The sequence below is a fragment of the Streptococcus sp. oral taxon 064 genome, from assembly GCF_001683375.1.
Taxonomy (GTDB): domain Bacteria; phylum Bacillota; class Bacilli; order Lactobacillales; family Streptococcaceae; genus Streptococcus; species Streptococcus oralis_S.
The window spans coordinates 215,315-239,475 of record NZ_CP016207.1; the positions used below are offsets into that span (position 1 = coordinate 215,315).

Sequence of the window (24,161 nt, forward strand, 5' to 3'; positions counted from 1 at the left end):
TTTTTCTTATTCATAGGTTACGACTGAGACGACACCCTTGTCATACTCAGCGATAAAGATATTGGCTACATTGTCATGTCCTTGTTTGCTGAGATTATCAAGCAACCACTCTTCGCTACGACCAATCGACTCCAAGACATCGACTTGGATCACACCGTCAGTCACAACTGGATACTTAGGATTTTCATCTCCTATTTGGACCACGATGAGTTGGCCATTTTGCTCCTGCACAGCGCATTTGACCTGTTTCATCTGGAAAATCCCTTGGCTACGAAGTTTGAGAGCAACTTCTGCTGCAGACAAACCAACTGAACGACAGGCTTCTGGGTCAATCTGCCCATTTTTGATAAGGAGAGTTGGTTTTCCATCAATCAAGCGTTTGACAAAACGAACATTGTTATTGAGCCACTTGAGGGTCAAGACCAAAATCGTCCACATCATCAAAATCACTGCGTACTGCAGAATACTGATTGAACTATTGTAAATCACCCCACCGATGATACCACCAAGAACATAGTTCTGAATTTGGTCTATAGCAGAGTTAGGTGCTAGATTCCCCTTTCCTGTCACATTAATAACAAAAACAAGAGAGAAAAGACCCAGGGCCAGTTTGATTAAAATTTCCATATAATTGAGTGTCATTTGTTTACCTCCACCAATTCAATAGCGTCTGTTTGATGCAATTCTAATTTCTCTAAAAGATACTTGTCTGGTTGGCTCCCGTTCATGGCACGATAGAAATTTGAACCTACCTTGATAAGTGCTCCATCAGTGTCGGCAGAAGTATTGACATAAACTTCTGATTTATCCACCCCCAAGTCTTTGGAAACAACCTCTATGAAATGAAGGGAAGTTTGAAATTGGTTGTTAGAGGCTTGATTGGTCTGGTATTTTGAGATTGTCACCAAAAGCATGGCCACCAAGGTCAAGGCCAAAATCATGACCAATTCCCGAAACTTAGTCCCCTTTTTATCTCGATAGGCTTTAAAAGCAAAAAATCCTGTGATAGCTAGGAGAACAATTCCAAAGCCAATCATGATGCCATTTTGCTGACTGATTTGGCTAAGTACATAGTCATATGAGTAAAATTTCATTTATTTTCACTCCCTTTCATAAAATCATTCTTAATTATAAACGAAAGAGAGTGATTTTTCAAGCCATACGTTGGGGAAATAGACCTTTTTTTGGTATAATAAAATCTATAATCTGAATGAAAAAGGTAACTTTATGAAACTTATCTCATGGAATATTGATTCCCTAAACGCTGCCCTAACTAGTGACTCAGCTCGTGCCAAATTGTCCCAAGAAGTCCTACAAACCTTGGTCGCTGAAAATGCTGATATCATCGCTATCCAAGAAACCAAGCTTTCTGCCAAGGGTCCTACAAAGAAACACTTGGAAATTTTAGAGGAACTCTTCCCAGGTTACGAAAACACGTGGCGCTCTTCCCAAGAACCTGCCCGTAAAGGCTATGCTGGAACCATGTTCCTCTATAAGAAAGAACTTACGCCTACTATCAGCTTCCCAGAAATCGGTGCCCCTTCTACCATGGACTTGGAAGGCCGTATCATCACTCTAGAATTTGATGAATTTTTCGTAACCCAAGTTTACACTCCAAACGCTGGCGACGGTCTCAAACGCTTGGAAGAACGTCAAGTCTGGGATGTCAAATATGCGGAGTATTTGGCTGAACTAGACAAAGAAAAACCAGTCCTTGCGACCGGTGACTACAACGTAGCCCACAATGAAATCGACCTTGCAAATCCTGCTAGCAACCGCCGTTCACCTGGATTTACCGACGAGGAACGTGCTGGATTTACCAACCTCTTGGCAACTGGATTTACGGATACCTTCCGCCACATTCACGGCGATGTTCCAGAACGCTACACTTGGTGGGCACAACGCAGCAAGACTTCTAAAATCAACAATACAGGCTGGAGAATCGACTACTGGCTGACAAGCAACCGCGTGGCTGACAAGGTGACCAAGTCTGATATGATTGACTCAGGTGCGCGCCAAGACCACACACCCATTGTCATGGAGATTGAGCTCTAAGGAGAAAGCTAATGGACTATCAAGCTATCATTCCTGAATTTGTAGTATCTGACATCGAAAAATCACGCCACTTCTACTGCGACTTGTTGGGATTCTCTGTCGAATACGAGCGCCCCGAGGAGAAATTTCTCTTTCTCTCTCTTGAAGACTGCCAGCTCATGTTAGAAGAAGGCAGCGCAGAAGAATTAGCCCAACTGACCTATCCTTTCGGGCGCGGTGTCAATATTTCCTTTGGCATTGCAGATGTTCCTCAGCTCCACCAAAAAATGCTGGAAGCTGACTATCCTATCCATCGTCCCCTGACAAAAAGAGAATTTCGAGTGGGAGATAGCTTTATTTACCCTCATGAATTTGCGATTTTGGATCCAGATGGTTATTTTTTAAGATTTAGCGAATAGAAGAATAAAAGGCTACAATACTTTCTAGCCTTGCAGCCTTTTATTCGTTCGCTTTTATGATCTATTTACTAACAAAATATTTGATTTATAAAGCTAATTGGTGTAAAATAAAAACATTGGCAGTAGCCTATTTAAAATTGAATATCATTTTACTTGTTTATGTCGTGAATTGGCACGACGTTTCTACAAGGTGCCGGAACACCTAACAATGAGTATGTCAGCTTGAGGTATGGTTTTGGCCATGCCTATTTTGGGGACTTACTTAGGGGATTAAGTAGGTCCTTTTTTAGTATTTTGCTAAGGCTAGCCTTCAAGGTTAAATATAATATTTTTAATATTTCCCTTATTTAGTGCGGACGGGAGTGAAATTATCCTGTGGATAATTTCAGGAATCCAGGGAATTTCATCCCTAATTTTTGAGCCCCTAGCTCTTTCATTTCTAGGCTTAGGCTAAAATAGTTCCCCGAACTATTTTACTCTCAAAAATCCCGTCATATACAATAACAAGATTATTGTATATGATACCACTACAGCGGGAAATATCTAGTAAAACTCGCTTCGCTCGCACTAGTATTATACATATACATTATTAGCAAACTAAATCACTATAGAAACATCTAGACAAGCAAATGAAGCATCTTTTAGACTTTAGGAGGTCTTATGAAATTATTAGAAGAGCGCATCCTTGAGGATGGGCATATCTTGAGTGACAACATCCTCAAGGTGGATTCCTTTTTAACCCATCAAGTTGACTTTAGCTTGATGCGAGAGATTGGTAAGGTATTTGCGGACAAATTCGCTTCTGCTGGCATTACCAAGGTCGTAACCATTGAAGCGTCAGGTATTGCCCCAGCTATTTTTACAGCAGAAGCCTTGAATGTCCCCATGATTTTCGCCAAGAAAGCTAAAAACATCACCATGAACGAAGGTATCTTAACTGCCGAAGTTTACTCCTTTACCAAGCAGGTAACCAGCACCGTTTCTATCGCTGGAAAATTCCTTTCACCAGAGGACAAGGTCTTGATTATCGATGATTTCCTAGCAAATGGACAAGCTGCCAAAGGCTTGATCCAAATCATCGAACAAGCCGGAGCAAAAGTTGAAGCGATTGGTATCGTGATTGAAAAATCTTTCCAAGATGGTCGTGATTTGCTTGAAAAAGCAGGGTATCCAGTCCTATCACTGGCCCGTTTGGATCGTTTCGAAAATGGTCAGGTCGTATTTAAGGAGGCAGATCTCTAATGCAAAAACAAGAAAAACACTCGCAAGCAGCCGTTCTTGGCTTGCAGCACTTACTAGCCATGTACTCAGGATCTATCCTAGTTCCCATCATGATTGCGACAGCCCTTGGCTATTCGGCTGAGCAGTTAACCTACCTGATTTCCACAGATATCTTCATGTGTGGGGTGGCAACCTTCCTCCAACTCCAACTCAACAAATACTTTGGAATTGGACTACCAGTCGTGCTCGGGGTTGCCTTCCAATCCGTCGCTCCTTTAATTATGATTGGGCAGAGCCACGGTAGCGGGGCTATGTTTGGTGCCCTTATCGTTTCAGGGATTTATGTGGTTCTGATTTCAGGCATTTTCTCAAAAGTTGCCAATCTCTTCCCATCTATCGTAACAGGCTCTGTCATTACCACGATTGGTTTAACCTTAATTCCTGTCGCTATTGGAAATATGGGAAATAATGTCCCAGAGCCAACTGGTCAAAGTCTCTTGCTTGCAGCCATCACTGTTCTAATTATCCTCTTAATCAACATCTTTACCAAAGGATTTATCAAGTCTATCTCCATTTTGATTGGGTTGGTTGTTGGAACTGCCATTGCTGCTACCATGGGCTTGGTTGACTTCTCTCCTGTGGCTGCAGCACCGCTTGTCCATGTCCCAACTCCACTCTACTTTGGAATGCCAACCTTTGAAATCTCCTCTATTGTCATGATGTGTATCATCGCAACAGTGTCTATGGTTGAATCCACTGGTGTTTACCTGGCCTTGTCTGATATTACCAATGACCCAATCGACAGCACGCGCCTGCGCAACGGTTACCGTGCAGAAGGTTTAGCCGTACTTCTCGGAGGAATTTTTAACACCTTCCCTTACACAGGATTTTCACAAAACGTTGGTTTGGTTAAATTGTCAGGCATCAAGACTCGCCTGCCAATCTACTACGCGGCTGGTTTCCTAGTCCTCCTTGGACTCCTTCCTAAGTTTGGTGCCCTAGCTCAAATCATTCCGAGTCCTGTCCTTGGTGGTGCCATGCTGGTGATGTTTGGTTTTGTTTCCCTTCAAGGGATGCAAATCCTCGCCCGCGTTGACTTTGCTAACAATGAACACAACTTCCTTATCGCAGCAGTTTCAATCGCTGCAGGTGTAGGACTCAACAATAGTAATCTCTTTGTCAGCATGCCGACAGCCTTCCAAATGTTCTTCTCAAACGGAATCGTCGTAGCCAGCCTACTGGCCATTGTACTCAATGCAGTATTAAACCGGAAAAAGAAATAAGAAAAAGAGGTGCGAGCCTCTTTTTTGTTTACAAATATAATCAATCCCAATTTCCATCTAATATTTCTTTTATAAACTTTTTAGGCATCCAAAAGGAGTGTTTTGTAATCCTACGTCCATCTGGAAGTTCATCCGTATCAGATAATGAACCTTTCCCAACAAATTTTCCTTTTTCAATTTCATAATAAGTATTTGTAGCGTGTAATTTCGTAAATAGGATTCCGTTTATCTTACTTTGAGGGAAATTGGTTGAAACTTTATTACCATTTTGAGTTAATTTGACTCCATCAGAAATAATTTGTCTAGTTTCCTGCCACACTCTTTGTATTTCTTCTAATTGTCTATCCTGAAATCCCCAAAACTTGATAGAATCTAATACAAATAGCTTAGGTTCAATTTCCTTAAAAATAACGAAGAGGAATCGTTTATTGTAAATTTCATTATAAACATGTGATGATTCCCAACTATCATTTGCTGCTAGTTCTTTAAAACAATAAGTTTTAAACGGGGAGTCTTCCTTAGGTAAATTATTCTTATCTACTCGAATAACTCTCAAATTCATGTTTGCTTTTTGAAATTCTTTTGTCTTATCTAAATCCCCTGTTAAGCCTAAAATTTTTCTAATCAGAGTACTATTCTTACCTTTTGCTTTGGGATTCACTTCAAATCTATCATATAACTCTTGTTCAGAGAAACCTTTGTAGGAGAGAATCTTCTCTGCAATAACCTCAGTAAATGATTTTTTCTCACCCTTAAAATTAGCCAGGACACTTTCTTGATCTGATTGATTAAAGATTTTATGATTAATCAGATAGGTCATATAACTTGATTTTAATTCCCAAGCTCTTTGTTTTGCTAATTCATAACTAAAAGGTTGTTGTCTTAAATCCTTTCCTTTACCTGCCCCTTTTGTACAAGTTGATAAATAGTTCCCATCTGATTCTGATAATTCATGTGCCCTTCCATTTTTGATTTTATCTGTAATCTTCTTATAGTCTTCAAGGATAACTGCCATATCCTCCTCAAACCATTCATATAAAAATATTTTTTCAATGACATAGTCCTTCATTGTTTGATTAGGAATTAAGCCATTGTAAAACAATAATAAAATCTTTGCGCATTTTTTCCATAAGTGGGTGGAGTAAAAATCCTCTAAATTTTCCTCCATATAGTTTAGTATTGTTAATACAAGTCGTTCTTTGGCACTAAGTGTCCCATTTTTGTTTACCTTAAAAGGAGTAACTTTTAGTTCTACACCAATTTTTTCAAAGTCAGCTTCTGAATCACTATTTGGCTGATAACCATAGAAATATTTTTCAATATAATTTCCATACTGTCCTTTTGACTTCATACTAATTGCTTTATCTTGGACCTCAGAGACTACTCTATCATTATAATCGTCATATGATTTATAAAGCGAACGATTATACTCTTCCATAACATCGGAAAATTTTCTATCTAATAGTTTGTGAGAATATTCAATAACACTATCGATATCTTCATCGTTATAGTTAAATAAGTTTTGATCCATTTTCTTCTCCTATCTTTTATATTATATCAAATTAAACTAAAGCAAGCATTAATACTTGATCAATTATCGAAAATAGTATATAATGGATTAAACTGTAAAATATTAAGGAGAAAAGATGAAAGTTCTCGAACTATTTGCTGGAGTTGGCGGTTTTCGCATAGGATTAGAAAATGCCGATAAGCAACTCTTTAAAACAAAATGGGCAAACCAATGGGAACCATCTCGTAAATCTCAAGATGCATTTGAGGTCTATGATTATCACTTCCCCAATAGCGAAAACATCAATATTAGTATTTCTGATATAACAGACGAACAATTCTCCAAAATGGATGCCGATATGATTGTCGGTGGTTTTCCTTGCCAAGATTACTCAGTTGCGCGTAGCAAGAAAGATGAAAAAGGAATTGAAGGGAAAAAAGGAGTTTTATTTTGGGAGATTATTAGAGCAACGGAAATAATTAAGCCAAAATATTTAATCCTAGAAAATGTAGATAGACTTTTAAAAGCACCTTCAAAACAAAGAGGACGTGATTTTGCAATTATGCTCACAGCTTTTAATAATCTTGGATATTCTGTAGAGTGGAGAGTTATTAATGCTGCTGATTACGGAAGAAGCCAACGAAGACGCCGTGTATTCTTTTTCGTATATCGAAATGATACTGTATTTGCAAAAAAGATTGATAATCTTTACGAAAAAAAGGAAGAAATTTTTGAAGATAATAGGTATGATGACTATATTTTCAATCAAGGCCTATTTGCAAAACAATTTCCTATTAAACCTATAGCAGTTAAAAATCGCCATGTGTTTTATGAGTTACCAAATGATATAGTTGAAGTTTCAGATACTTTTACTGGTACCGTTTGGAATACAGGAATTATGAGACATGGAAAATACTATTCTATTGATACAGAACCTAATTACAATGGCAACCCTATCACTCTAGGAGAAATTCTTCAAGATGAAGAGGAGGTCCCAGAGAAATATTTCATTACAGATCCAGCAAAATTGGAAAAATTCCAATTCTTACGAGGTCCTAAACGAATAGAACGTACTTCTGCCACTGGACATACTTATATCTATTCTGAAGGAGGTATGGCTCCTTATGACGATTTAAATTTACCTGGTCGAACAATGTTAACTTCTGAAGGTACCGTCAATCGTTCTACCCATTTTCTTAAAGTTAATGGCAAATACCGTCTTATAACTCCAGTTGAAGCAGAACGCCTTCAAGATTTTCCAGATAATTGGACAGCTAAAAAGAAATTGTCAGATGGATCTATTGTCAACGTTTCTGATAAAATGAGAATGTTCTTTATGGGAAATGCTTTAGTTACTGAGATTGTAAAAGAAATTGCTAAGTTTATTAAAGAAATTGATTGATTTATCTGAAACAAAAAAGAGGTGTGAGCCTCTTTTTTGTTTATCTATATCCTTACCTGTCTGTCTTCTGACCGCTGGCCTGTGACAAACATGGTAAAGGTGGCTTTGCAGACATTTCTGCCTTCTTGATTGGTGATATCCACATCCACGACACAAGTTGTGCGACCTTGATGGACACATTCTCCTTTAATGGTCAGTACATCGTCAAGTTTTCCTGCCTTAAGGTAGTTGATAGAGGACTGAAGCGTCACTCCATCAAGCCCCAGCGAGATAACCACTAGACCACTAATCTGGTCACAAAGGGTGAAGAGATAGCCTCCATGGGCATTGCCATAGTAATTGAGCGACGAGTCCACTACTTTTGTCGTCACCACAACATGACCGTCTCTCATTTTTTCTATTTCGTAATTTTCAAAAGCAGATATAGCATCAAAATGAAAATCTTTCATCGTTTCCTCCTGATAGTTCAAACGACACTATGATACTACTTTTTATAGGACTGTGCAAGGAGAAAGATCCTAGTCTGGCAAAATTCCGACCTGTTCTACAAAGCGCATAAAGGCTGCCTGTCCTTGTTCCGTCTGCTTGTAAACCCCCGCGTCCTCCAGAACACGTGCAAAGATAGCACCCACAGAGTCCTTGACGATTTCAAGGGCTTTTTCTTTATCTTTTAGGTCTGGATGTTGGACTTTGAGCTGGTCTGCCCATTTCTGATGATAGTCGGCAACTGAGACTTCTTCTCCTACGAGGTAGCTAGCAACTTGCTCCACTTCTGCTTTCAAACGAGGTGGTAAGATAGCCAAGCCCATGACCTCAATCAAGCCGATATTTTCCTTCTTGATATGTTGGACATCCTTGTGGGGATGATAGATACCATCCGGATGCTCTGGCGATGTCTGATTGTCACGCAAGACCAAGTCCAACTCAAACTGACCATCGCGTTTACGAGCAATGGGTGTGATGGTGTGATGCGGTGTCCCGTCTGTCTCTGCCAAAATTTGCACTGCAGGGTCTGAATACTGGCGCCATTTCTGTAAAATCTTGTCACCCAAGTTGATCAAATCTTCTTTTGAATCCGAGGTCAAACGTAGCACTGACATAGGCCACTTGACAATCCCAGTCTTGACCTGATCAAAACCAGCAAAACAAAAAGTCTTTTGCAAAGGAGCCAATTCCATAGGAAATACGTGACGACCTCCCTGATAGTGGTCATGAGTCAGAATAGAGCCTCCCACAATTGGTAAGTCCGCATTTGAACCCGCAAAATAGCCCGGAAACTGGTCTACGATATCCAGCAGGCGCTCAAAGCTCTGACGACTGATAGCCATGGGACGATGCTGACCATCTAAGAAGATACAGTGCTCATTAAAATAAGCATAGGGCGAATACTGGAAGCCCCACTCCTGACCCACCATTTCAAAACGAATAATGCGGTGATTGCTGCGAGCTGGGTGGTTAACTCGACCATGATAGCCCTCATTCTCTATACAAAGCTGACATTGAGGATAATTGCTAGCTTGCACCAACTTGGCCGCCGCAATTTCCTTTGGATCCTTTTCAGGCTTAGAGAGGTTAATGGTAATCTCAAGTTCTCCATAGTCAGATGGAACGCGATAAGCGATATTCTTAGAAATAGCCTTGAGCTTGATGTAGTCATTTTTCTGGCTGAGCTGGTAAAAATCCCCTATCGCCTGCTCAGGAGAGTGAGCATAGGTTGTCCAAAAGTCACGATTAACCTGACTTGGACAAGGAGTTACCAAGTCCATCAGTTCAGAACCGAGGATTTCACGCGCAGTCTGACTGTCCTCAATCGTCTCTAATCGAACCGCTTCCTCGACTAACTGGTCCTTGAGGTCAATCAACTCATCCAGATCCGTCTCAACTTTCAAAACGCCTTCACCCACTCGTGCTAAGACACGATTGGTTAGGTAGATTCGATCCATTTCCTCAAATGAGCTTTCAGCAATGACTTCCGTGATAAATGCATCTAGAACTCCTTGACTCATTGATTCTCCCTCTTACTTTCTAAATAGTCTCTGACAGCATCTAAATCCTGAAAAACTTGTTCTGTTTTATTTAAGAAAGACTGTGCTGGCATTTTTAAGTCTGGAATACAAATAACTGGTATCCCAGCTCTATACGCTGCTTCAATCCCTGCTTCACTATCCTCTAATACTAAGCAATTCTCTGGTAAAACATTCAAATCACTACAGGCCTTTAAAAATATATCAGGGTAAGGTTTGCTTCGCTTTACATCTTTTGCAAAAACTAGATGGTCAAATAGGGACAGTATCCCATTACTATCCAAAATCATTCTAGCTCTAGATTCAACACTTGAAGTTGCTAGAGCGATTGGAATACCTTCTCTTTGCAAAAAAGCAAGCAAATTTTTAGCACCTTTTTTTAAATTTACACCTTTGGCTAATATTCGAGCTTCCAGTTCATAAACTTTTTCCAAGGTTTGGTCAAAGTTCCAAGGTAAATCATAGTTATCTAAAAATCGTTGAACATTCTCCTCTTCCCTATGTCCACTGTATTCTCTAGAATATGTTTCTTCTGTGAAAGGAATTCCAAAATCTTTAAGCAATTCTTGATAAACTTTTAGAGAAATGATCTCAGTATCAGCTAATAAGCCATCTAAATCAAATATTACAGCGTCCATTTACTTCTCTCCTAGTCTAAAACGCGAGTGCCACCTGCAACTTCAGCGATATAGAAGCTTGGAGCATATCCAACGACTTCCTCATAGTGCTTGCCAACAGCTGCTTTAAAGGCCTCAACAGCATCTTTTCGCACCAAGGCAATGGCACAGCCACCAAATCCTGCCCCTGTCATACGAGCACCCAGAACACCTTCCTGAGCCCAAGCTGTGTGAACAAGGGTATCCAATTCCAAGCCAGTTACTTCATAGTCATGCTCCAAAGAAACGTGAGATGCATTCATCAAGCGACCAAAGGTTTCCAAATCACCTGCTTGAAGGGCTGCTTGAGCTTTAAGAGTACGTTGGTTTTCAAGCACAGCATGGCGAGCACGTTTTAAGCGATTTTCATCTTTAATCAGATAGCTGTATTGGTCAAAGGCCCACTCATCCAATTCACCCAAGGTCTGAATATCCAAGGCAACTTGCAATTCTTCCACAGCTTTTTCACACTCAGCACGGCGTTCATTGTACTTAGAGTCCGCCAGTTCACGACGTTTGTTGGTGTTCATGATAACAACGACATTGTCCTTCAAATCAAGTGGCACCAAGTCGTACTCCAAAGTGTTGGTATTCAGGTAAATGGCACGTTGGTCAGCACCCATACCGATGGCAAACTGGTCCATGATACCAGAGTTTACTCCGATAAAGTTGTTTTCTGTTTGTTTTCCGATTTTAACCAAATCCAAACGGTCTAGTTTTAAACCAAAGAGATGCTCTGCCACAACCCCTGTCAAGAGTTCCAAGGATGCTGAAGAGGACAAGCCTGCACCATTTGGGATATTCCCATAAACATAAAAATCAAACCCTTTGTCAATCACATGCCCAGCTTCTTGCAAGAAATGAAGAACCCCTTTTGGATAGTTGGTCCAGCTGTGCTCTTTTTCAAATTTGAGGTCAGCAAGAGGCACTTCGATGATACCCTTGTCCTCAAAGTTGGCTGAGTAGAAACGCAAAACTTGATCGTCACGCTTGCGAGCTGCACCATAAGTTCCCAAAGAAATAGCAGCTGGAAAAACGTGACCACCGTTGTAGTCCGTGTGTTCACCAATCAGATTGATACGACCTGGTGAAAAGAAAGTTTGGTCTGCTTCTTGACCAAAAACGGCAAGAAAATCTTTGCGAAGGGCTTCAGTAGTAAGATCTTGTGTCATATAAATTCTCCTTTGACTGTCCGTTAAGTCATCTTAACGTGTAATCGTTTTCTTCTATTGTATCCAAGGGATTTACCAAGGTCAATCCTTTTTACTGAACTTTTACTAAACTATCAGTAAAAATCAGAAAAATATGATATACTAACCTAAAAGGAGGAGGATTTATGGCTACCTTAAAAGACATCGCACAGCTAGCCTCTGTCTCTATTGCGACCGTATCTCGTGTCCTCAATCGCGACCAGAGCCTATCTGTCACAGAAGAAACCAGACACCGTATTTTAACCGTCGCGGAAGAGCTAGGCTATACTAAGCACCTCAAGACAGGCGAATCCCACAAACCAAAGCAAAAGATTGCCATTATCCAATGGGTCAGCGAACAAGGGGAGTTGGAAGATCTCTACTACTACCAGATTCGTCTCGGTATTGAAAAAAGAGCCCAAGAGTTGGACTATGATATCTTGCGCTATTTTAATGACCATCCTTTTACACTGAGCGAGGAAGTGATTGGCATTCTCTGCATCGGAAAATTTAGCCGAGCTCAGATTGCTGCCTTTGAAGAATACCAAAAACCTCTAGTCTTTATAGACAGCGATACCCTCTCATTAGGTCATACCTGTATTATCACTGACTTTTACACTGCTGTGAAACAAGTTGTAGACCATTTCCTCAGCAAAGGTATGAACCATATCGGAATTCTCACAGGCCTTGAGGAAACAACCGACCAGGAAGAAATTATCCAGGATAAGCGACTAGAAAATTTCAAAGACTATACCCAAGCAAATGGAATCTACCATGAAGAACTGGTCTTTCAGGGGAGCTTTACTGCCCAGTCTGGCTATGACTTGATGAAGGAGGCCATTCACAAGCTAGGAGAACAACTCCCACCAGCCTTTTTCGCAGCCAGCGATAGTTTAGCCATCGGTGCCCTCCGTGCCTTTCAAGAATCTGGAATTAGCCTACCAGACCGCGTCAGCCTCATTTCTTTTAACGACACTAGCCTGACCAAGCAGGTCTATCCTCCTCTTTCTAGCATTACCGTCTATACCGAAGAAATGGGCCGAGCAGGTATGGATATTCTTAACAAGGAAGTCCTCCACGGTCGCAAAATACCTAGCCTAACCATGCTGGGAACCAGACTGACTTTGAGAGAAAGTACGCTGCCATAACTCAACAAATATACCAACGCAAAAAATCCTAATAGAGAGTCTCAAATCTCCATTAGGATTTTCATTGTTAATCCATCACAATCATAGACTTAATGGTCTTGCGTTCATCCATATCTTTATAAGCCTGGTCGATATCTTCCAGTTTATAACTTGAAGTAAAGACGCGACCTGGATTGATGTCTCCATCAAGAACCGCTTTTAACAAAACTTGTTTGTCATAAGTGGTAACTGAGGCTGCTCCACCTGCCACTGAAATATTTTGGGCAAAGGTTGAACCAAGGGCACGGTTATTATAATGTGGAACACCGACAAATCCCATGCGTCCTCCATTATGAAGGACTCCAAGGGCCTGCTCAACGGCTGCTTCAGTCCCAACACATTCAAGGGCTGCATCTGCTCCACCACCGAGGATTTCACGCACCTTGGCAATTCCCTCTTCGCCACGTTCAGCCACAACAGCTGTCGCCCCTGATTCCAAGGCCATCTTTTGGCGGTCTTCATGACGGCTCATAAGGATAATTTGTGATGCACCACGCATCTTAGCTGCAATGACAGCGCATTGACCAACAGCCCCATCACCGATAACGACCACCTTGTCGCCCTTTTGCACATTAGCAACACGCGCCGCATGATAGCCTGTCGGCATGACATCAGCAAGTGTCAAAAGTGACTTGAGCATGCCTTCGCTATAATCTGAAGGTTGACCTGGAATTTTCACAAGTGCCCAATTAGCAAAGTGGAAACGGATGTACTCTGCTTGGACCCCGTTAGACCAGTTGGTGCCAATATGGCGGTCACAAGTCCCATCATAGCCAGCGCGACAGGCATCACACTCCCCACAGCCATGGGTGAAAGGTGCGATGACAAAGTCTCCTGATTTTACTGTAGTAACGTTCTCACCAACTTCTTCGATAATTCCGATAGCCTCATGACCGCTATTTCTATGTCCTTCTTCGATTTCTGGATTACGGTAACTCCAGAGGTCCGAACCACAAACGCAAGTACGGACAATGCGGATAATAGCATCATCTGCTTCTATAATTTGCGGACGTTCAATTGTAGCAAGTCCAACCTTGCCTGCCTTTGTATATACTGCTGATTTCATTTAAAATTTTCCTTCCTTGTAAAGTTTAATTTTGAGATTTAAGCGATTTAAAGCCGTCTGTAACTGAGAAAAGCGCTCTTCTAATTTTTTCTTTTCCTCTTCTAAAATACCAAGCCTTCCCTCTCGCGTTTCATCCCCCTTTTGGTAGAGCGACATATAGTCAACTAAACTGTCTACAGAGACACCCGCCGAACGGAAACACTTAATAAATTCCAGTGCTTCTATATCCTGATCTTGAAAGTCACGAATCCCAGTTACAGTTCGAGTAATCGGTGGCACAAGACCAACTCGCTCATAATACCGAATCGTATCCGCTGAAATTCCCAATAAGTCGCTGACAGATTTAATATTCATATACTAGCCTCCTTTCATATCCTTCATTGAATTTAAGCAATGATAACTCACTTATCTTATTATACAACTTTGAGTTGACTCCAAGTCAAACATTTTGCATCTAAAAGAAAAATTCTTTTAATTACCAAATTTTTAAAATATTTAAACTGGAAAGAAAATACTCTATTTCAAATAACATAGGGGTTCAATCATTCTTGACTCTATACTAATGATGCCCATGCTTCTGCTCTAACTCTCTCACTCTCCGTCTATGTTGCGCATGATTGCTTTGACTGCTATCTACTTCAATAGTGATATTCTGCACGCCTCTTTCTTCTAAAAATTGACGCACTACTTCTTTGGTTTCCATCATCTGTTCCCAGTCCTTGATACAAATGTGAACAATAGCATTATTCTCTAGACCATCCATGGACCAAATGCTAAGTTGATTAACACTTTTGACATTGGGTAGAGCCTCTAAATCTTTCTCCAAATCACTTGTCTCGACCCCTTCTGGCACAGCATCTAGGAAAATTTTTAGTGCACTCCAAAAGCGTGGAATGGCTTTCGACAGAATAAAGATGGAAATAACCAGAGATAAAAGCGGATCGAGGATATACCAGTCCGTAAATCGAAGAATAATCGCCATTAGAATGACAGCCAACCAACCAAGAGTATCTTCCAAAAAATGCAAGCTAAGAATAGATTCATTCTTTGTTTTTCCCTTACGAACTACCAGACTAGCTAGCACATTGATAGCTACCGCAATGATTCCCAGCCAGAGAATCCCTTCCTCATTAACGGGTTGCGGGTGAGCGATCTTTGTGACATTTTCCAAAATCACTAGGACAGACCCTATCATAAGAATCACAGCCGTTAGCATGGCCCCTAAAAGACTAAAACGTTTGTAACCCAAGGTGTACTGTCTATCTTCTTCACGATTGGAAATCGTTTCTAAAAGGGCAGATATGCCAATGGCTATAGCATCTCCCAAGTCATGAACAGAATCAGCAAGAACTGCACTCGAACCAAAGATTCCTCCTGCGATAAACTCAACAATCGCATAGCTTAAATTTAAGAAAAAAGCTAACCAGATAGATGTTTTAGAACTCATTTCTCTCCCTCCTTTGGTATAATGGGTATATACATACTTCTTTCATTTGTATTATCTAATAAAATCCAAAGAAAGGATAGAAGCAAACTGTCAGTCCTGTTCAGTTCTGAACAGTTTGTCACTAGTGTCTATATGACAAAAAGAGACCGTCGAGTCAGCAAGACGAAAAAAGCCATCTACCAAGCTTTTTTACAACTTTTGAACGACAAGGGCTATGATGCCACTACTGTTCAGGATATCATTGACCTAGCAGATGTTGGGCGCTCCACTTTTTACTGTCACTACGAGAGTAAGGAACTCCTTTTAGATGAGCTCTGTCGCTACCTCTTTCATCATCTCTTTGAAAGGGAAGGACACTTGACTACCGAGGACTACCTCGCACATATCTTTTTACATTTTCAGAAAAACCAGGACCATGTCACCAGTCTCCTTTTTTCCAAAAACGACTACTTCCTCCGCCAACTACACAGGGAACTCAAACACCACGTTTATCCCATGGTGGCGGATGACTTGCAAGAAGCCTATCCAAACATTCCGGACTCCTACCTCCAGCATTTTGTTGTAACGAACTTTATCGAGACCCTAACTTGGTGGCTAAAAAAAGGAAAATCTTATACCGAAAACCAAGTGGTGAAATTTTACCTTGATGTAATAGAGATGACCTCTACAACTCCACTTGATAACTAAGCCTGAAACTCAGAAAGGAACCAACTATGTTAACTTCGATGATTCTAGGAATACTAACAATTGTACTAGCTCTCGCCTTCTCATTGCTTCACCTTGCTGCTGCTTTTTCAGCCATGAAACAAAAGAACTACAGTGGTTGGCAGTTGCCTCACATCTCTGGCTCTAGCCATCTTTTACTTCGTTCCAGTTGCAACCATTCTTCTATGGATTGTGGGTTCGAGTATCGTCTGCTATGGAGCCTACTGGAACGGCCAACAGAAAGAAAAGCAACATATCTCGCACCACATCGTTCGTATAACGACCGCTATTATCATTACGGTATTATTCATTTTGCTCTAACACAAAAAGGATCAGATGATCCTTTTTTACTTTTTAAGCGCTTTTTGCTGCCTTGCTCCACTGATACCACCCAACTAGACTATTGATCAAGTAAATCAGGTATTTTCCTTGGATTTGCAGGCTTTCTCCCCACCAGAGATAGATTGAAAAGACAGTAGTAGCAGCCCAGAATATCCACTGTTCACGGTAAACAGCTGTCATGAGGATTTGTCCTACACCATTGGTCGCATCAGTGATAGAATCACGATAGGGACGATTAGCTCCGATAGACTGATAAATAAACCCAAAGGCCAACCACCAAAGAACACTAATAGAAAGATACTTTGTCCAACCCTTGCCGTCTAGTTTACGTGCGACAAACTCTTGTTGTTCTTTCTTAAACTGGGCTTGATAAATCCAAACCAAGAGACCAATTGGCTGCATAATTGTAAAATAGAGAGTTGTTAAAACCTCACCATAGAAGCCTTTCTGCAAAGCCAAGATAAGGTAAATGACAGAGTTAATCAAACCAAAAAGGTAATTACTTGCTCGACCTTCTGATACAAAGATGACACAGATAATTCCAGTCAGGCTACAAATCATCCCAACCCAGTCAACAATGCGGTGTTCATAAATCAACTCAAGCCAGATTGGAAAACTTCCTAAAACTAGCAGGTAAAGCCACTGGGAAAAACTACGATTGGCAAAGAGGTCATTCCAGATAGCCTTCATAGTTCCTGAAAATCCTAAATCAGCCATAGCAGCAACCATACGGCGGTAACCGCCAGACATTTCACCAAGAGTAATTTTGATATTCTTGAGTTTTGTTTACAAATAAGTCGTCATATTTTCTCCTTTTGTTTTTAAAGAGCCGTGTCTGGATAGACTTTCGGACGCAACGCTCTATTATATATCTACTGAACTGTCTATACACAGGATTTCCATCCTTAGTCGACATGAGCTGGAAATCTCTATTTGTTAAGTAGTTCACAACACATTATACACCTATTTTGTGAATAGTCAAGTGTATTTACAGTAAAATTTTAGAAAATCCTGAAAATTTCCTCTTATTTTCCATTTTGAAAGACATTCAGTAACTCTAATATCAAAAAAGCCCAGACAAGATTGTCTGAGCATTTTTCTATATGGTCGTTTAAGCAAGTTGAGTTTGACATTTTCAAACTATTTCTTCAACAAACCTTGTTCTTGTAAAAACTCCTTGGCTACTTGTTCTGCTGACTTGCCTTCAACACCGACTTGGTAGTTGAGCTGGCTCATCTGGCTTTCCGTGATTTTACCAGCCAATTTATTGAGAACTGTCTCCAACTCAGGATGTTTCTTGAGAAGAGCTTCTTTCATGAGTGGTGCCCCTTGATAAGGCGGGAAGAGTTGCTTGTCATCCTCCAAGACCTGTAAATCATAACGTGCCAACTCTGCATCTGTCGAATAGGCATCTGTGATTTGAATATCGCCTGACTGAATTGCCTGATAGCGAAGAGCTGGCTCCATGGTCGCTACGTTGAGATTGAGACCATACATTGATTGCAAGCCCTTATTTCCATCCTCACGGTCATTAAATTCGAGAGTAAAACCGGCCTTCAACTGTCCTTCCACTTTTTTCAAGTCCGAAATGGTTTTCAAGCCATATTCTTGAGCAATCTTTTTCGGAACGGCTACAGCGTAGGTGTTTTGATAAGACATAGGTTTTAGATAGGCCAGATGATCCTGTTTGGCAATGCCATCACGCGCCACTTGATAAACCTGATCTGGCTCATGACTCACTTTCGGTGAGGGCTGAAGCAAACTTTCAGTCACCGTACCGGTAAATTCAGGATAGATATCAATATCCCCTTTTTTCAGAGCTTCATAGAGGAAGCTAGTTTTCCCAAAATTCGGTTTAACAGTCGCAGTCATACTGGTATTTTCTTCAATCAGCAACTTATACATATTAGCCAAAATTTCGGGTTCTGGTCCCAATTTCCCAGCAATCACCAAGTTTTCTTTCTCTTTTTGAGCTAAGAGGGCTGGACTATAAGACAGACCGAGTAATATGGTCACCAAGGCAAAACCAGAGAAAATCGTTCTCAATTTTGCTTTTTCCATCACTTTTAGTAGGAAGTTAAAGGCAATGGCCAGCACTGCAGAAGAAAGGGCCCCAATCAAAATCAGACTGGTATTATTGCGGTCAATTCCCAAAAGGATAAAGGAACCCAGTGTTGCCGTACCAATAATCAAGACCGCTGCCGTCCGAATACCAGACATTATGACAGGCATGGCAAGTGGAATTTCAAACTTCTTGAGACGCTCCCACCTGGTCATCCCAAAGGCAATCCCAGCCTCTTGTAGACTTGGATCAATCCCCTTTAGTCCAGTGATGGTATTTTGCAAAATCGGGAAAATCGCATAAATCACTAGTGCTGTCAAAGCAGGCAAGGTTCCAATTCCCATCAAGGGGATAAAGAGTCCCAACAAGGCCAGAGACGGGATAGTCTGGAAAATTCCTGCAATCTGCAAGACCCAGTCCGCCAACTTCTCATGATAGCGAAGATAAACAGCCAAGGGAATAGCAATAAAAATAGCTAGTAATAAGGTCAAAAGCGACAACTGCAAATGTTGAGATAGAGCTGTTACCCAATCACCAAAACGCTCCTGAAAAGTTGATATCAAATTAGTCATGAACACTACCTCCAAACAAGTCTGCTACAAAGTCTGTTGCAGGAGCCTTTAATATCGTCTCAGGATTCGCCACCTGACGAATCTCTCCATCCTGCAAGACAGCAATACGGTCACCTAATTTCAAAGCTTCATCCGTATCATGGGTCACAAAAATCGTTGTCATACCAAACTCTTTATGCAATTCTTTCGTCAGAACCTGTAGCTGTTTTCTCGAAATAGCATCCAAGGCTGAAAAAGGCTCATCCATGAGGAGAATCTTAGGCTGACCAATCATGGCACGGACAATCCCGACCCGTTGCTGTTCCCCACCAGATAATTCACTAGGAAGTCGATTCCCATAGTCAGCTACTGGTAAACCAACCTTAGCCAAAAGCTCTTCTGTTTTCGTCGCTATTTCTTCCTTACTCCACCCCTTCATCTCCGGAATGAGGGCAATATTTTCCGCAACCGTTAGATTGGGAAAAAGAGCAATGGCCTGTAAAACATAACCAGTAGAAAGACGAAGCTCCCGCTCATCATAGTCTTTGATGCGCTTGCCATCCATGTAAATATTTCCATCAGTCGGTTCCAAAAGACGGTTAATGATCTTGATCATGGTCGTCTTACCAGATCCAGAAGGACCCACTAAAACCATGAATTCCCCATTCTCAATCCGTAAATTGACATCTCTCAAAACATCTTTTTCTGTGTAGCGTAGCGCTACATTTTTGTATTCAATCATTCTTTGTCCTCAATTTAAAATTTTCCTCGATTAGTCAAGTCTTCTACCTTAGGCATGGCTTCCTTATTATCCCAATGCTCCACAATCAAGCCATTCTCCAAACGGAAGATATCATACTGGGCATAGGCAACCCCATCAATCTGAGTCTGCCCATAGCTGACCACATAATTTCCTTGTCCCAAAAGCTGGAAAACAAAGTCGAAAGTAACACCATGTTCAGCCACATAATTTTTATAGGCCTGACTTCCTTGTCCAATCTCATGATTATGCTGAATCAAATCTTCTGCCACATAATCACTCCACTGCTCTAGTTCGCCGTTTTGAAAGATTTCTGTCAAGAAACGACGGACTAACTTTTTATTTTCTGCTGTCTTGTCCAAATCCTTGATCTCAAAATCTCCAAAAATCTGGTCTAATTGGTCATTTTCAGGCGTTCGATAGTAGTCAATCACATCCCAATGCTCCACGATACGACCATTCTCATCCGCACGGAAAGTATCTGTCGTCACCCATTGAGCTTCCCCACCATTGAGATATTGATGAACATGGACGAAGACTAGATTGCCGTCTTCAATAGTGCGAACAATTTTCATCTCACGCTCGGGATAGCGCTCAAAGAAATTTGCAAAGAAAGCCGCAAACCCTTCTTTCCCATCTGGCACACCTGTCGAGTGTTGAATGTAGGTATCTCCTACGGACTGAGCTTGAGCCTCAGCAACTCGTCCATCTTGAATAGCATGAATGTATAGGTTGTGAGCATTTTTCACTTGTTTTGACATGATTTATGCCTCTTTTTCTTTTAAATTTTCTAAGATGCGTTCCTGATAGCTTTCAAACTGACGGATTTCTTCTTCAGAGAAGCCTTTATAAAAAATTGCATCTAATTTTTGACTGACACGATTGCCCACTTCTTTCTGCGACCAACCTTGCTCTGTCAACTTGACATATTTCTTTCTCTTATCTATTCCACATGGGCTAATGATGACCAGGTTTTGCTCCTCAAGCTTCTTAATCATGGTTGTCAGCGTATTATTGGCAAGTCCCGTCGCCAGCGCAATATCTGTTGCCGTAGCGCAACCTGTCTCACTATTCCATAACACCGTGAGAATCTTGCCCTGTTCACTCCGATAAAGAGCTTCAGGATCCTGACTCAGTAACTTTTGAAAAATCCTCCCATTCAACAAACGAATATTATGGGCTACCAAATGACTATCTTTCATGATCTCTCCAATTTGTTTCTATATCGAATTGTTTTTATTGTAACACCTCTCATTCCATCTGTCAACTATTTCGATTTAGAAATAATTTTCACCAACAAAAAAGACCTCCTACCTAGAGTAGAAGATCTTCACTATTTATTAACTTAATCTGTCATTTCGGACACCAAGGTTCGATGTTCCAGTGGTAGACTGCACATAACTAGCAAGAAGATGAATCCTGACTGAATCCAAAAGAGAGCCAAGTCAAAAATTCCATGTACAGCAACTACTGTAAGGAAGGAGAGATAAAGACCGATAATTGGTCGTTTGCCAGACTCCTGACTCATATCCATCATCATGTGAACCGGAATCACCGAAGAAATGGATAGGAGAATGGTTCCAATCAAACCATAACTCAAAATAGTATCGATGTAAAGACTATGAGCGTGCTCGTGGTAAGGTGCATGGATTCTCGGGAAAGAATTCATATAGGTCAATGGCCCCTCCCCCCAAAAAGGATTTTGCTTAAACAAGGCCATCCCAGCATCCCAGATAGAAATGCGTTCTTCCATAGAAGAATCTAAAGTTCCCATCCGAACTCCCAAATCACTAGAAAAAAGGAAACTCAAGCCAATCGCAAAGACCCCAATACTAAGCCAAAAGGCCTTCCAGTTTTTAATGGTTGTAAAGAGATAAATGATGGCACCAGCGATGATGGCAGGAAAGGCTGTTCTATTTTGCGTAAAATTCAAACCAAATAGATTCACAAAACCTGCTAGCACGCAAAAGACTTTCAACCATCTTAACTTCGTCGTTGTAAAGAGATAAAAGGCAATCATGATACAGAAGCAACAGATAATCCCATAATAGTTAGGATTAAAGAAGGTCACCTCTGCACGGTTTTGGTGCCATACCTGCATATTAGGCGAAAGAAAGGCGTAGTTAAATTTCTTTACAATTTGGAAATGCTCCAAAGTAGCAAAAACAGCAGAGAGCACACTACCAAACAAGATTGTCTGCAGTATCAGTCGAAAGAAAGCATGTGTCAGACGTTTCTGGTAGAAGCTAAAGAAAATGAGGAAGAGAAACATCAGTAAAGATGCAACCAATCCAAGCCAGTTCTTGGCGACGATAGAGATGATACTACTGTAGACAATAAAAAAGAGAAGTACAGGATGTTTGGCTAATCCTTTGATAATTCCCTTCATCTCCCCAGTAACAAGTAAACCTATCAAATATAAAGCAAAGAGTGATAAGAACAAATAAAAAGGTAAAAAGATACTCATGATCATCAGATACAAAAAGAAATCTTTTTTCGAAAGCCCTCTTATCTTATCCAGTAATCCAATTGATTTCAAAACGGATCCTTTCTGTTCTGGATTTCTCCAGAAGATAAATGCTAAACTATCTTTATATTCTACCATTTTTTCCGTCATTTGGGAACAATGAACACGTTTTCGCCACAAAAAAAATCTTTCATTAATATGGCACTAGAACTGAATGTTTCTACCGTTTTCCACTACTTGATAGGTCTGACTTTGCAAATCAATTTCTGCTACTGCTGTTACGGACTTGTCTTTATTTTGACGTTTGATTACAATGCTGTGAGCTGTTGGTGTTTCAATGTCAATAGTCCCTTCTAGGTCAAAGGCCTCTGACCGATTACGGAAAGAAAATAGATTGAGAAGGGACTTCACCACAGGACGTTGAACTTCTTCTGCTATTTCCTCATTGCTATAGTAATGACGATTAATATTTCGACCTTCTTTGGTTTCTTCTAATAATTTCAAGTCATTTTTTCCTGCTAATAGACCCACATAGTAAACCTGAGGAATGCCTGGCGCAAAAGCTTGAATCAAACGAGCGAGGAAGTACTTGACATCATCATCTCCAAGTGCAGAATAGTAGGTTGAATTGATTTGGTAGATATCTAGATTGTTATACTCTGCACTAGAGTACTTACGTTTGACATTCGCTCCAACCTTATAGAGCTCATTTGAAGCATAGTCAATTTCCTCATCGGTCAGGATATCCTTGACATCTACCACTCCAATCCCATCATGGGTATCTAGTGTCGTAAATTGCTTCATCGGGCTCATCTTTAACCACTTAGCTAAGCGCTCTGTTCTGGAACTGTAAAGAGTATAAAGGGTCACCATTGGAAGGGCAAAATCGTAAACATAGTAATCATGATCCGCTATTTTAAACTGAATCGAATAGTGTTCATGAATCTCAGGTAAGAGCTCTGCACCGTATTCAGCTCCTATATCCCGGACCTTATCCAATAAGTCCCAAATATCTGGTTCCACAAAGAAATCATTGGTATCCAATTTCTTCACCGCATAAGCAAAAGCATCTAGGCGAATCAAATCACACCCGTTACTTGCTAGATGTTGAATCGTCTTACGGATGAAGCTCATCGTTACTTCTTTGGTCACATCAAGATCAATCTGCTCCTCACCAAAGGTATTCCACAAATGTTCTACTGAACCATCTGCAAAAACGATCTCTTGCTTTGGTGCACGATCCTTACGCTTGTAAATTAAATCTACATCAGCTTGTGTCGGACGGTTTTCCGGCCAAAACTTGTCCCAGTTTAAAAAGAGATCTTTAAATTCACTAGCTTCATGTTTTTCTTGATAGTCCTTATAATATTTAGATTGACGAGAAATATGGTTAATCATAAAGTCAAACATAAGATAATATTTCTCACCTAAACGCTTAACATCCTCCCAATCACCAAACGCTGGATCCACTTCATCATAGTCCACTGGTGCAAATCCGCGATCACCTGTTGACGGGAAAAATGGTAGAAGGTGAACTCCCCCAATAGCATCGCCAAAATGTTCTTCCAAATTCTCATACAAGTCTTTAAGGTTATTTCCAAGACTATCTGAGTAAGTAATCAACATAGTTTTATTTTGAATGGACATAGATGTTCTCCTTTTTCTAATGAAAGCCAAGTCTTATATGACCTGGCTTCGTAAATGAAAGATATTTTTAGATTTTTGTTCAGTACTAATATAGACTGCAATCAACTAAATACGACTTTCTTGTTTTCTACATAGAAATGCCAACAAGCTGAACCGTTCCTCTATGTATGGAATTATAGATTCCATAA

24 protein-coding genes, 1 pseudogene and 1 riboswitch are annotated in these 24,161 nt (G+C 40.6%); of the genes and pseudogenes, 8 read left to right on the top strand and 17 right to left on the bottom strand.

Annotated features, from left to right (window positions below; all coding sequences use genetic code 11):
• Window positions 1–6: 6 nt before the first annotated feature.
• Both AXF18_RS01060 and AXF18_RS01065 read right to left on the bottom strand, forming a co-directional pair.
• On the bottom strand, window positions 7–642 hold the full coding sequence (locus AXF18_RS01060) for a DUF421 domain-containing protein (RefSeq protein ID WP_038804936.1): 636 nt from the start codon (window positions 640–642) through the stop codon (window positions 7–9).
• A complete protein-coding gene (locus tag AXF18_RS01065) occupies window positions 639–1,094 on the bottom strand; it encodes a DUF3290 family protein (protein ID WP_049501579.1) in 456 nt (151 codons plus the stop codon). Before AXF18_RS01065 ends, AXF18_RS01060 begins: the two co-directional genes overlap by 4 nt.
• A gap of 133 nt (window positions 1,095–1,227) precedes the next feature.
• Between AXF18_RS01065 and AXF18_RS01070 the strand changes: the two genes are divergently transcribed.
• The 4 genes from AXF18_RS01070 (at window position 1,228) to AXF18_RS01085 (ending at window position 4,957) form a co-directional block, all read left to right on the top strand.
• Window positions 1,228–2,055 (top strand): exodeoxyribonuclease III, encoded by an 828-nt coding sequence (locus AXF18_RS01070; RefSeq protein WP_038804934.1) that lies wholly within the window; start codon window positions 1,228–1,230, stop codon window positions 2,053–2,055.
• An 11-nt stretch (window positions 2,056–2,066) separates the two neighbouring features.
• Window positions 2,067–2,453, top strand: a complete 387-nt coding sequence (locus tag AXF18_RS01075) for a VOC family protein (protein ID WP_049501578.1) — start codon at window positions 2,067–2,069, stop codon at window positions 2,451–2,453.
• Between the two features lie 133 nt (window positions 2,454–2,586).
• Window positions 2,587–2,682, top strand: a riboswitch (purine riboswitch).
• A gap of 431 nt (window positions 2,683–3,113) precedes the next feature.
• Entirely contained in the window at window positions 3,114–3,695 is a 582-nt protein-coding gene (locus tag AXF18_RS01080) for a xanthine phosphoribosyltransferase (protein WP_065371362.1), read from the top strand.
• Window positions 3,695–4,957: a nucleobase:cation symporter-2 family protein gene (locus AXF18_RS01085; RefSeq protein ID WP_001171650.1), complete on the top strand. Its 1,263-nt coding sequence runs from the start codon at window positions 3,695–3,697 to the stop codon at window positions 4,955–4,957. Before AXF18_RS01080 ends, AXF18_RS01085 begins: the two co-directional genes overlap by 1 nt.
• A 40-nt stretch (window positions 4,958–4,997) precedes the next feature.
• On the opposite strand, the gene AXF18_RS01090 is transcribed toward AXF18_RS01085, so the two are convergent.
• Window positions 4,998–6,488, bottom strand: coding sequence for a Sau3AI family type II restriction endonuclease (locus AXF18_RS01090; protein WP_000372606.1), 1,491 nt, complete (start codon window positions 6,486–6,488; stop codon window positions 4,998–5,000).
• Between the two features lie 115 nt (window positions 6,489–6,603).
• Between AXF18_RS01090 and AXF18_RS01095 the strand changes: the two genes are divergently transcribed.
• Window positions 6,604–7,869 carry a DNA cytosine methyltransferase gene (locus tag AXF18_RS01095; protein WP_000865856.1) on the top strand — a complete coding sequence of 422 codons (1,266 nt, stop codon included), beginning with the start codon at window positions 6,604–6,606 and terminating at the stop codon, window positions 7,867–7,869.
• 44 nt (window positions 7,870–7,913) lie between these two features.
• On the opposite strand, the gene AXF18_RS01100 is transcribed toward AXF18_RS01095, so the two are convergent.
• The 4 genes from AXF18_RS01100 to AXF18_RS01115 form a co-directional block, all read right to left on the bottom strand.
• Entirely contained in the window at window positions 7,914–8,318 is a 405-nt protein-coding gene (locus tag AXF18_RS01100) for a PaaI family thioesterase (RefSeq protein ID WP_000651198.1), read from the bottom strand.
• A gap of 69 nt (window positions 8,319–8,387) precedes the next feature.
• The gene (locus AXF18_RS01105) at window positions 8,388–9,875 is read right to left on the bottom strand and encodes a UDP-glucose--hexose-1-phosphate uridylyltransferase (protein WP_065371363.1); all 1,488 of its coding nucleotides are present in this window, start codon (window positions 9,873–9,875) and stop codon (window positions 8,388–8,390) included.
• Complete coding sequence (locus tag AXF18_RS01110; RefSeq protein ID WP_065371364.1) at window positions 9,872–10,531, bottom strand: HAD family phosphatase; 660 nt, start codon at window positions 10,529–10,531, stop codon at window positions 9,872–9,874. The genes AXF18_RS01105 and AXF18_RS01110 overlap by 4 nt, the downstream gene beginning before the upstream one ends.
• An 11-nt stretch (window positions 10,532–10,542) precedes the next feature.
• On the bottom strand, window positions 10,543–11,721 hold the full coding sequence (locus AXF18_RS01115; RefSeq protein WP_045616738.1) for a galactokinase: 1,179 nt from the start codon (window positions 11,719–11,721) through the stop codon (window positions 10,543–10,545).
• Window positions 11,722–11,885: 164 nt separating this feature from the next.
• Between AXF18_RS01115 and galR the strand changes: the two genes are divergently transcribed.
• Entirely contained in the window at window positions 11,886–12,887 is a 1,002-nt protein-coding gene (galR, locus tag AXF18_RS01120) for a DNA-binding transcriptional regulator GalR (protein WP_049501575.1), read from the top strand.
• Between the two features lie 67 nt (window positions 12,888–12,954).
• Here galR and AXF18_RS01125 read toward each other — a convergent pair whose 3' ends face one another.
• The 3 genes from AXF18_RS01125 to AXF18_RS01135 form a co-directional block, all read right to left on the bottom strand.
• Complete coding sequence (locus AXF18_RS01125) at window positions 12,955–13,992, bottom strand: Zn-dependent alcohol dehydrogenase (RefSeq protein ID WP_049501574.1); 1,038 nt, start codon at window positions 13,990–13,992, stop codon at window positions 12,955–12,957.
• Entirely contained in the window at window positions 13,993–14,346 is a 354-nt protein-coding gene (nmlR, locus tag AXF18_RS01130; protein WP_065371365.1) for a stress response transcriptional regulator NmlR, read from the bottom strand. It abuts the gene before it with no gap.
• A gap of 205 nt (window positions 14,347–14,551) precedes the next feature.
• Window positions 14,552–15,439, bottom strand: coding sequence for a cation diffusion facilitator family transporter (locus tag AXF18_RS01135; RefSeq protein ID WP_000095927.1), 888 nt, complete (start codon window positions 15,437–15,439; stop codon window positions 14,552–14,554).
• 132 nt (window positions 15,440–15,571) lie between these two features.
• Here AXF18_RS01135 and AXF18_RS01140 point away from each other — a divergent pair, with 132 nt between their 5' ends.
• Together AXF18_RS01140 and AXF18_RS09835 are read left to right on the top strand one after the other, a co-directional pair.
• Entirely contained in the window at window positions 15,572–16,126 is a 555-nt protein-coding gene (locus AXF18_RS01140) for a TetR/AcrR family transcriptional regulator (RefSeq protein WP_000166618.1), read from the top strand.
• A 26-nt stretch (window positions 16,127–16,152) separates the two neighbouring features.
• Window positions 16,153–16,465, top strand: a pseudogene (locus AXF18_RS09835) (glucuronide permease).
• Window positions 16,466–16,498: 33 nt separating this feature from the next.
• Here the strand turns inward: AXF18_RS09835 and pnuC are convergent.
• From pnuC to gtfA, 7 genes are all read right to left on the bottom strand, one after another.
• The gene (gene pnuC, locus AXF18_RS01145; protein ID WP_000014133.1) at window positions 16,499–17,236 is read right to left on the bottom strand and encodes a nicotinamide riboside transporter PnuC; all 738 of its coding nucleotides are present in this window, start codon (window positions 17,234–17,236) and stop codon (window positions 16,499–16,501) included.
• Between the two features lie 390 nt (window positions 17,237–17,626).
• Complete coding sequence (locus AXF18_RS01150; protein ID WP_065371366.1) at window positions 17,627–19,120, bottom strand: ABC transporter permease/substrate-binding protein; 1,494 nt, start codon at window positions 19,118–19,120, stop codon at window positions 17,627–17,629.
• A complete protein-coding gene (locus AXF18_RS01155; RefSeq protein WP_000575221.1) occupies window positions 19,113–19,841 on the bottom strand; it encodes an ABC transporter ATP-binding protein in 729 nt (242 codons plus the stop codon). The genes AXF18_RS01150 and AXF18_RS01155 overlap by 8 nt, the downstream gene beginning before the upstream one ends.
• A gap of 14 nt (window positions 19,842–19,855) precedes the next feature.
• A complete protein-coding gene (locus tag AXF18_RS01160; RefSeq protein ID WP_000043866.1) occupies window positions 19,856–20,620 on the bottom strand; it encodes a nuclear transport factor 2 family protein in 765 nt (254 codons plus the stop codon).
• Between the two features lie 3 nt (window positions 20,621–20,623).
• Window positions 20,624–21,061: a MarR family winged helix-turn-helix transcriptional regulator gene (locus tag AXF18_RS01165; protein WP_000655228.1), complete on the bottom strand. Its 438-nt coding sequence runs from the start codon at window positions 21,059–21,061 to the stop codon at window positions 20,624–20,626.
• A 143-nt stretch (window positions 21,062–21,204) separates the two neighbouring features.
• Complete coding sequence (locus AXF18_RS01170) at window positions 21,205–22,398, bottom strand: O-antigen ligase (RefSeq protein ID WP_065371924.1); 1,194 nt, start codon at window positions 22,396–22,398, stop codon at window positions 21,205–21,207.
• Window positions 22,399–22,530: 132 nt separating this feature from the next.
• Complete coding sequence (gene gtfA / locus AXF18_RS01175; protein ID WP_065371367.1) at window positions 22,531–23,973, bottom strand: sucrose phosphorylase; 1,443 nt, start codon at window positions 23,971–23,973, stop codon at window positions 22,531–22,533.
• Window positions 23,974–24,161: the final 188 nt, after the last annotated feature.

Coding starts and splice junctions, on each gene's coding strand:
- AXF18_RS01060 (WP_038804936.1), bottom strand. CDS start 642: ATGACACTCAATTATATGGAAATTTTAATCAAACTGGCCCTGGGTCTT.
- AXF18_RS01065 (WP_049501579.1), bottom strand. CDS start 1,094: ATGAAATTTTACTCATATGACTATGTACTTAGCCAAATCAGTCAGCAA.
- AXF18_RS01070 (WP_038804934.1), top strand. CDS start 1,228: ATGAAACTTATCTCATGGAATATTGATTCCCTAAACGCTGCCCTAACT.
- AXF18_RS01075 (WP_049501578.1), top strand. CDS start 2,067: ATGGACTATCAAGCTATCATTCCTGAATTTGTAGTATCTGACATCGAA.
- AXF18_RS01080 (WP_065371362.1), top strand. CDS start 3,114: ATGAAATTATTAGAAGAGCGCATCCTTGAGGATGGGCATATCTTGAGT.
- AXF18_RS01085 (WP_001171650.1), top strand. CDS start 3,695: ATGCAAAAACAAGAAAAACACTCGCAAGCAGCCGTTCTTGGCTTGCAG.
- AXF18_RS01090 (WP_000372606.1), bottom strand. CDS start 6,488: ATGGATCAAAACTTATTTAACTATAACGATGAAGATATCGATAGTGTT.
- AXF18_RS01095 (WP_000865856.1), top strand. CDS start 6,604: ATGAAAGTTCTCGAACTATTTGCTGGAGTTGGCGGTTTTCGCATAGGA.
- AXF18_RS01100 (WP_000651198.1), bottom strand. CDS start 8,318: ATGAAAGATTTTCATTTTGATGCTATATCTGCTTTTGAAAATTACGAA.
- AXF18_RS01105 (WP_065371363.1), bottom strand. CDS start 9,875: ATGAGTCAAGGAGTTCTAGATGCATTTATCACGGAAGTCATTGCTGAA.
- AXF18_RS01110 (WP_065371364.1), bottom strand. CDS start 10,531: ATGGACGCTGTAATATTTGATTTAGATGGCTTATTAGCTGATACTGAG.
- AXF18_RS01115 (WP_045616738.1), bottom strand. CDS start 11,721: ATGACACAAGATCTTACTACTGAAGCCCTTCGCAAAGATTTTCTTGCC.
- galR (WP_049501575.1), top strand. CDS start 11,886: ATGGCTACCTTAAAAGACATCGCACAGCTAGCCTCTGTCTCTATTGCG.
- AXF18_RS01125 (WP_049501574.1), bottom strand. CDS start 13,992: ATGAAATCAGCAGTATATACAAAGGCAGGCAAGGTTGGACTTGCTACA.
- nmlR (WP_065371365.1), bottom strand. CDS start 14,346: ATGAATATTAAATCTGTCAGCGACTTATTGGGAATTTCAGCGGATACG.
- AXF18_RS01135 (WP_000095927.1), bottom strand. CDS start 15,439: ATGAGTTCTAAAACATCTATCTGGTTAGCTTTTTTCTTAAATTTAAGC.
- AXF18_RS01140 (WP_000166618.1), top strand. CDS start 15,572: ATGACAAAAAGAGACCGTCGAGTCAGCAAGACGAAAAAAGCCATCTAC.
- pnuC (WP_000014133.1), bottom strand. CDS start 17,236: ATGTCTGGCGGTTACCGCCGTATGGTTGCTGCTATGGCTGATTTAGGA.
- AXF18_RS01150 (WP_065371366.1), bottom strand. CDS start 19,120: ATGACTAATTTGATATCAACTTTTCAGGAGCGTTTTGGTGATTGGGTA.
- AXF18_RS01155 (WP_000575221.1), bottom strand. CDS start 19,841: ATGATTGAATACAAAAATGTAGCGCTACGCTACACAGAAAAAGATGTT.
- AXF18_RS01160 (WP_000043866.1), bottom strand. CDS start 20,620: ATGTCAAAACAAGTGAAAAATGCTCACAACCTATACATTCATGCTATT.
- AXF18_RS01165 (WP_000655228.1), bottom strand. CDS start 21,061: ATGAAAGATAGTCATTTGGTAGCCCATAATATTCGTTTGTTGAATGGG.
- gtfA (WP_065371367.1), bottom strand. CDS start 23,973: ATGTCCATTCAAAATAAAACTATGTTGATTACTTACTCAGATAGTCTT.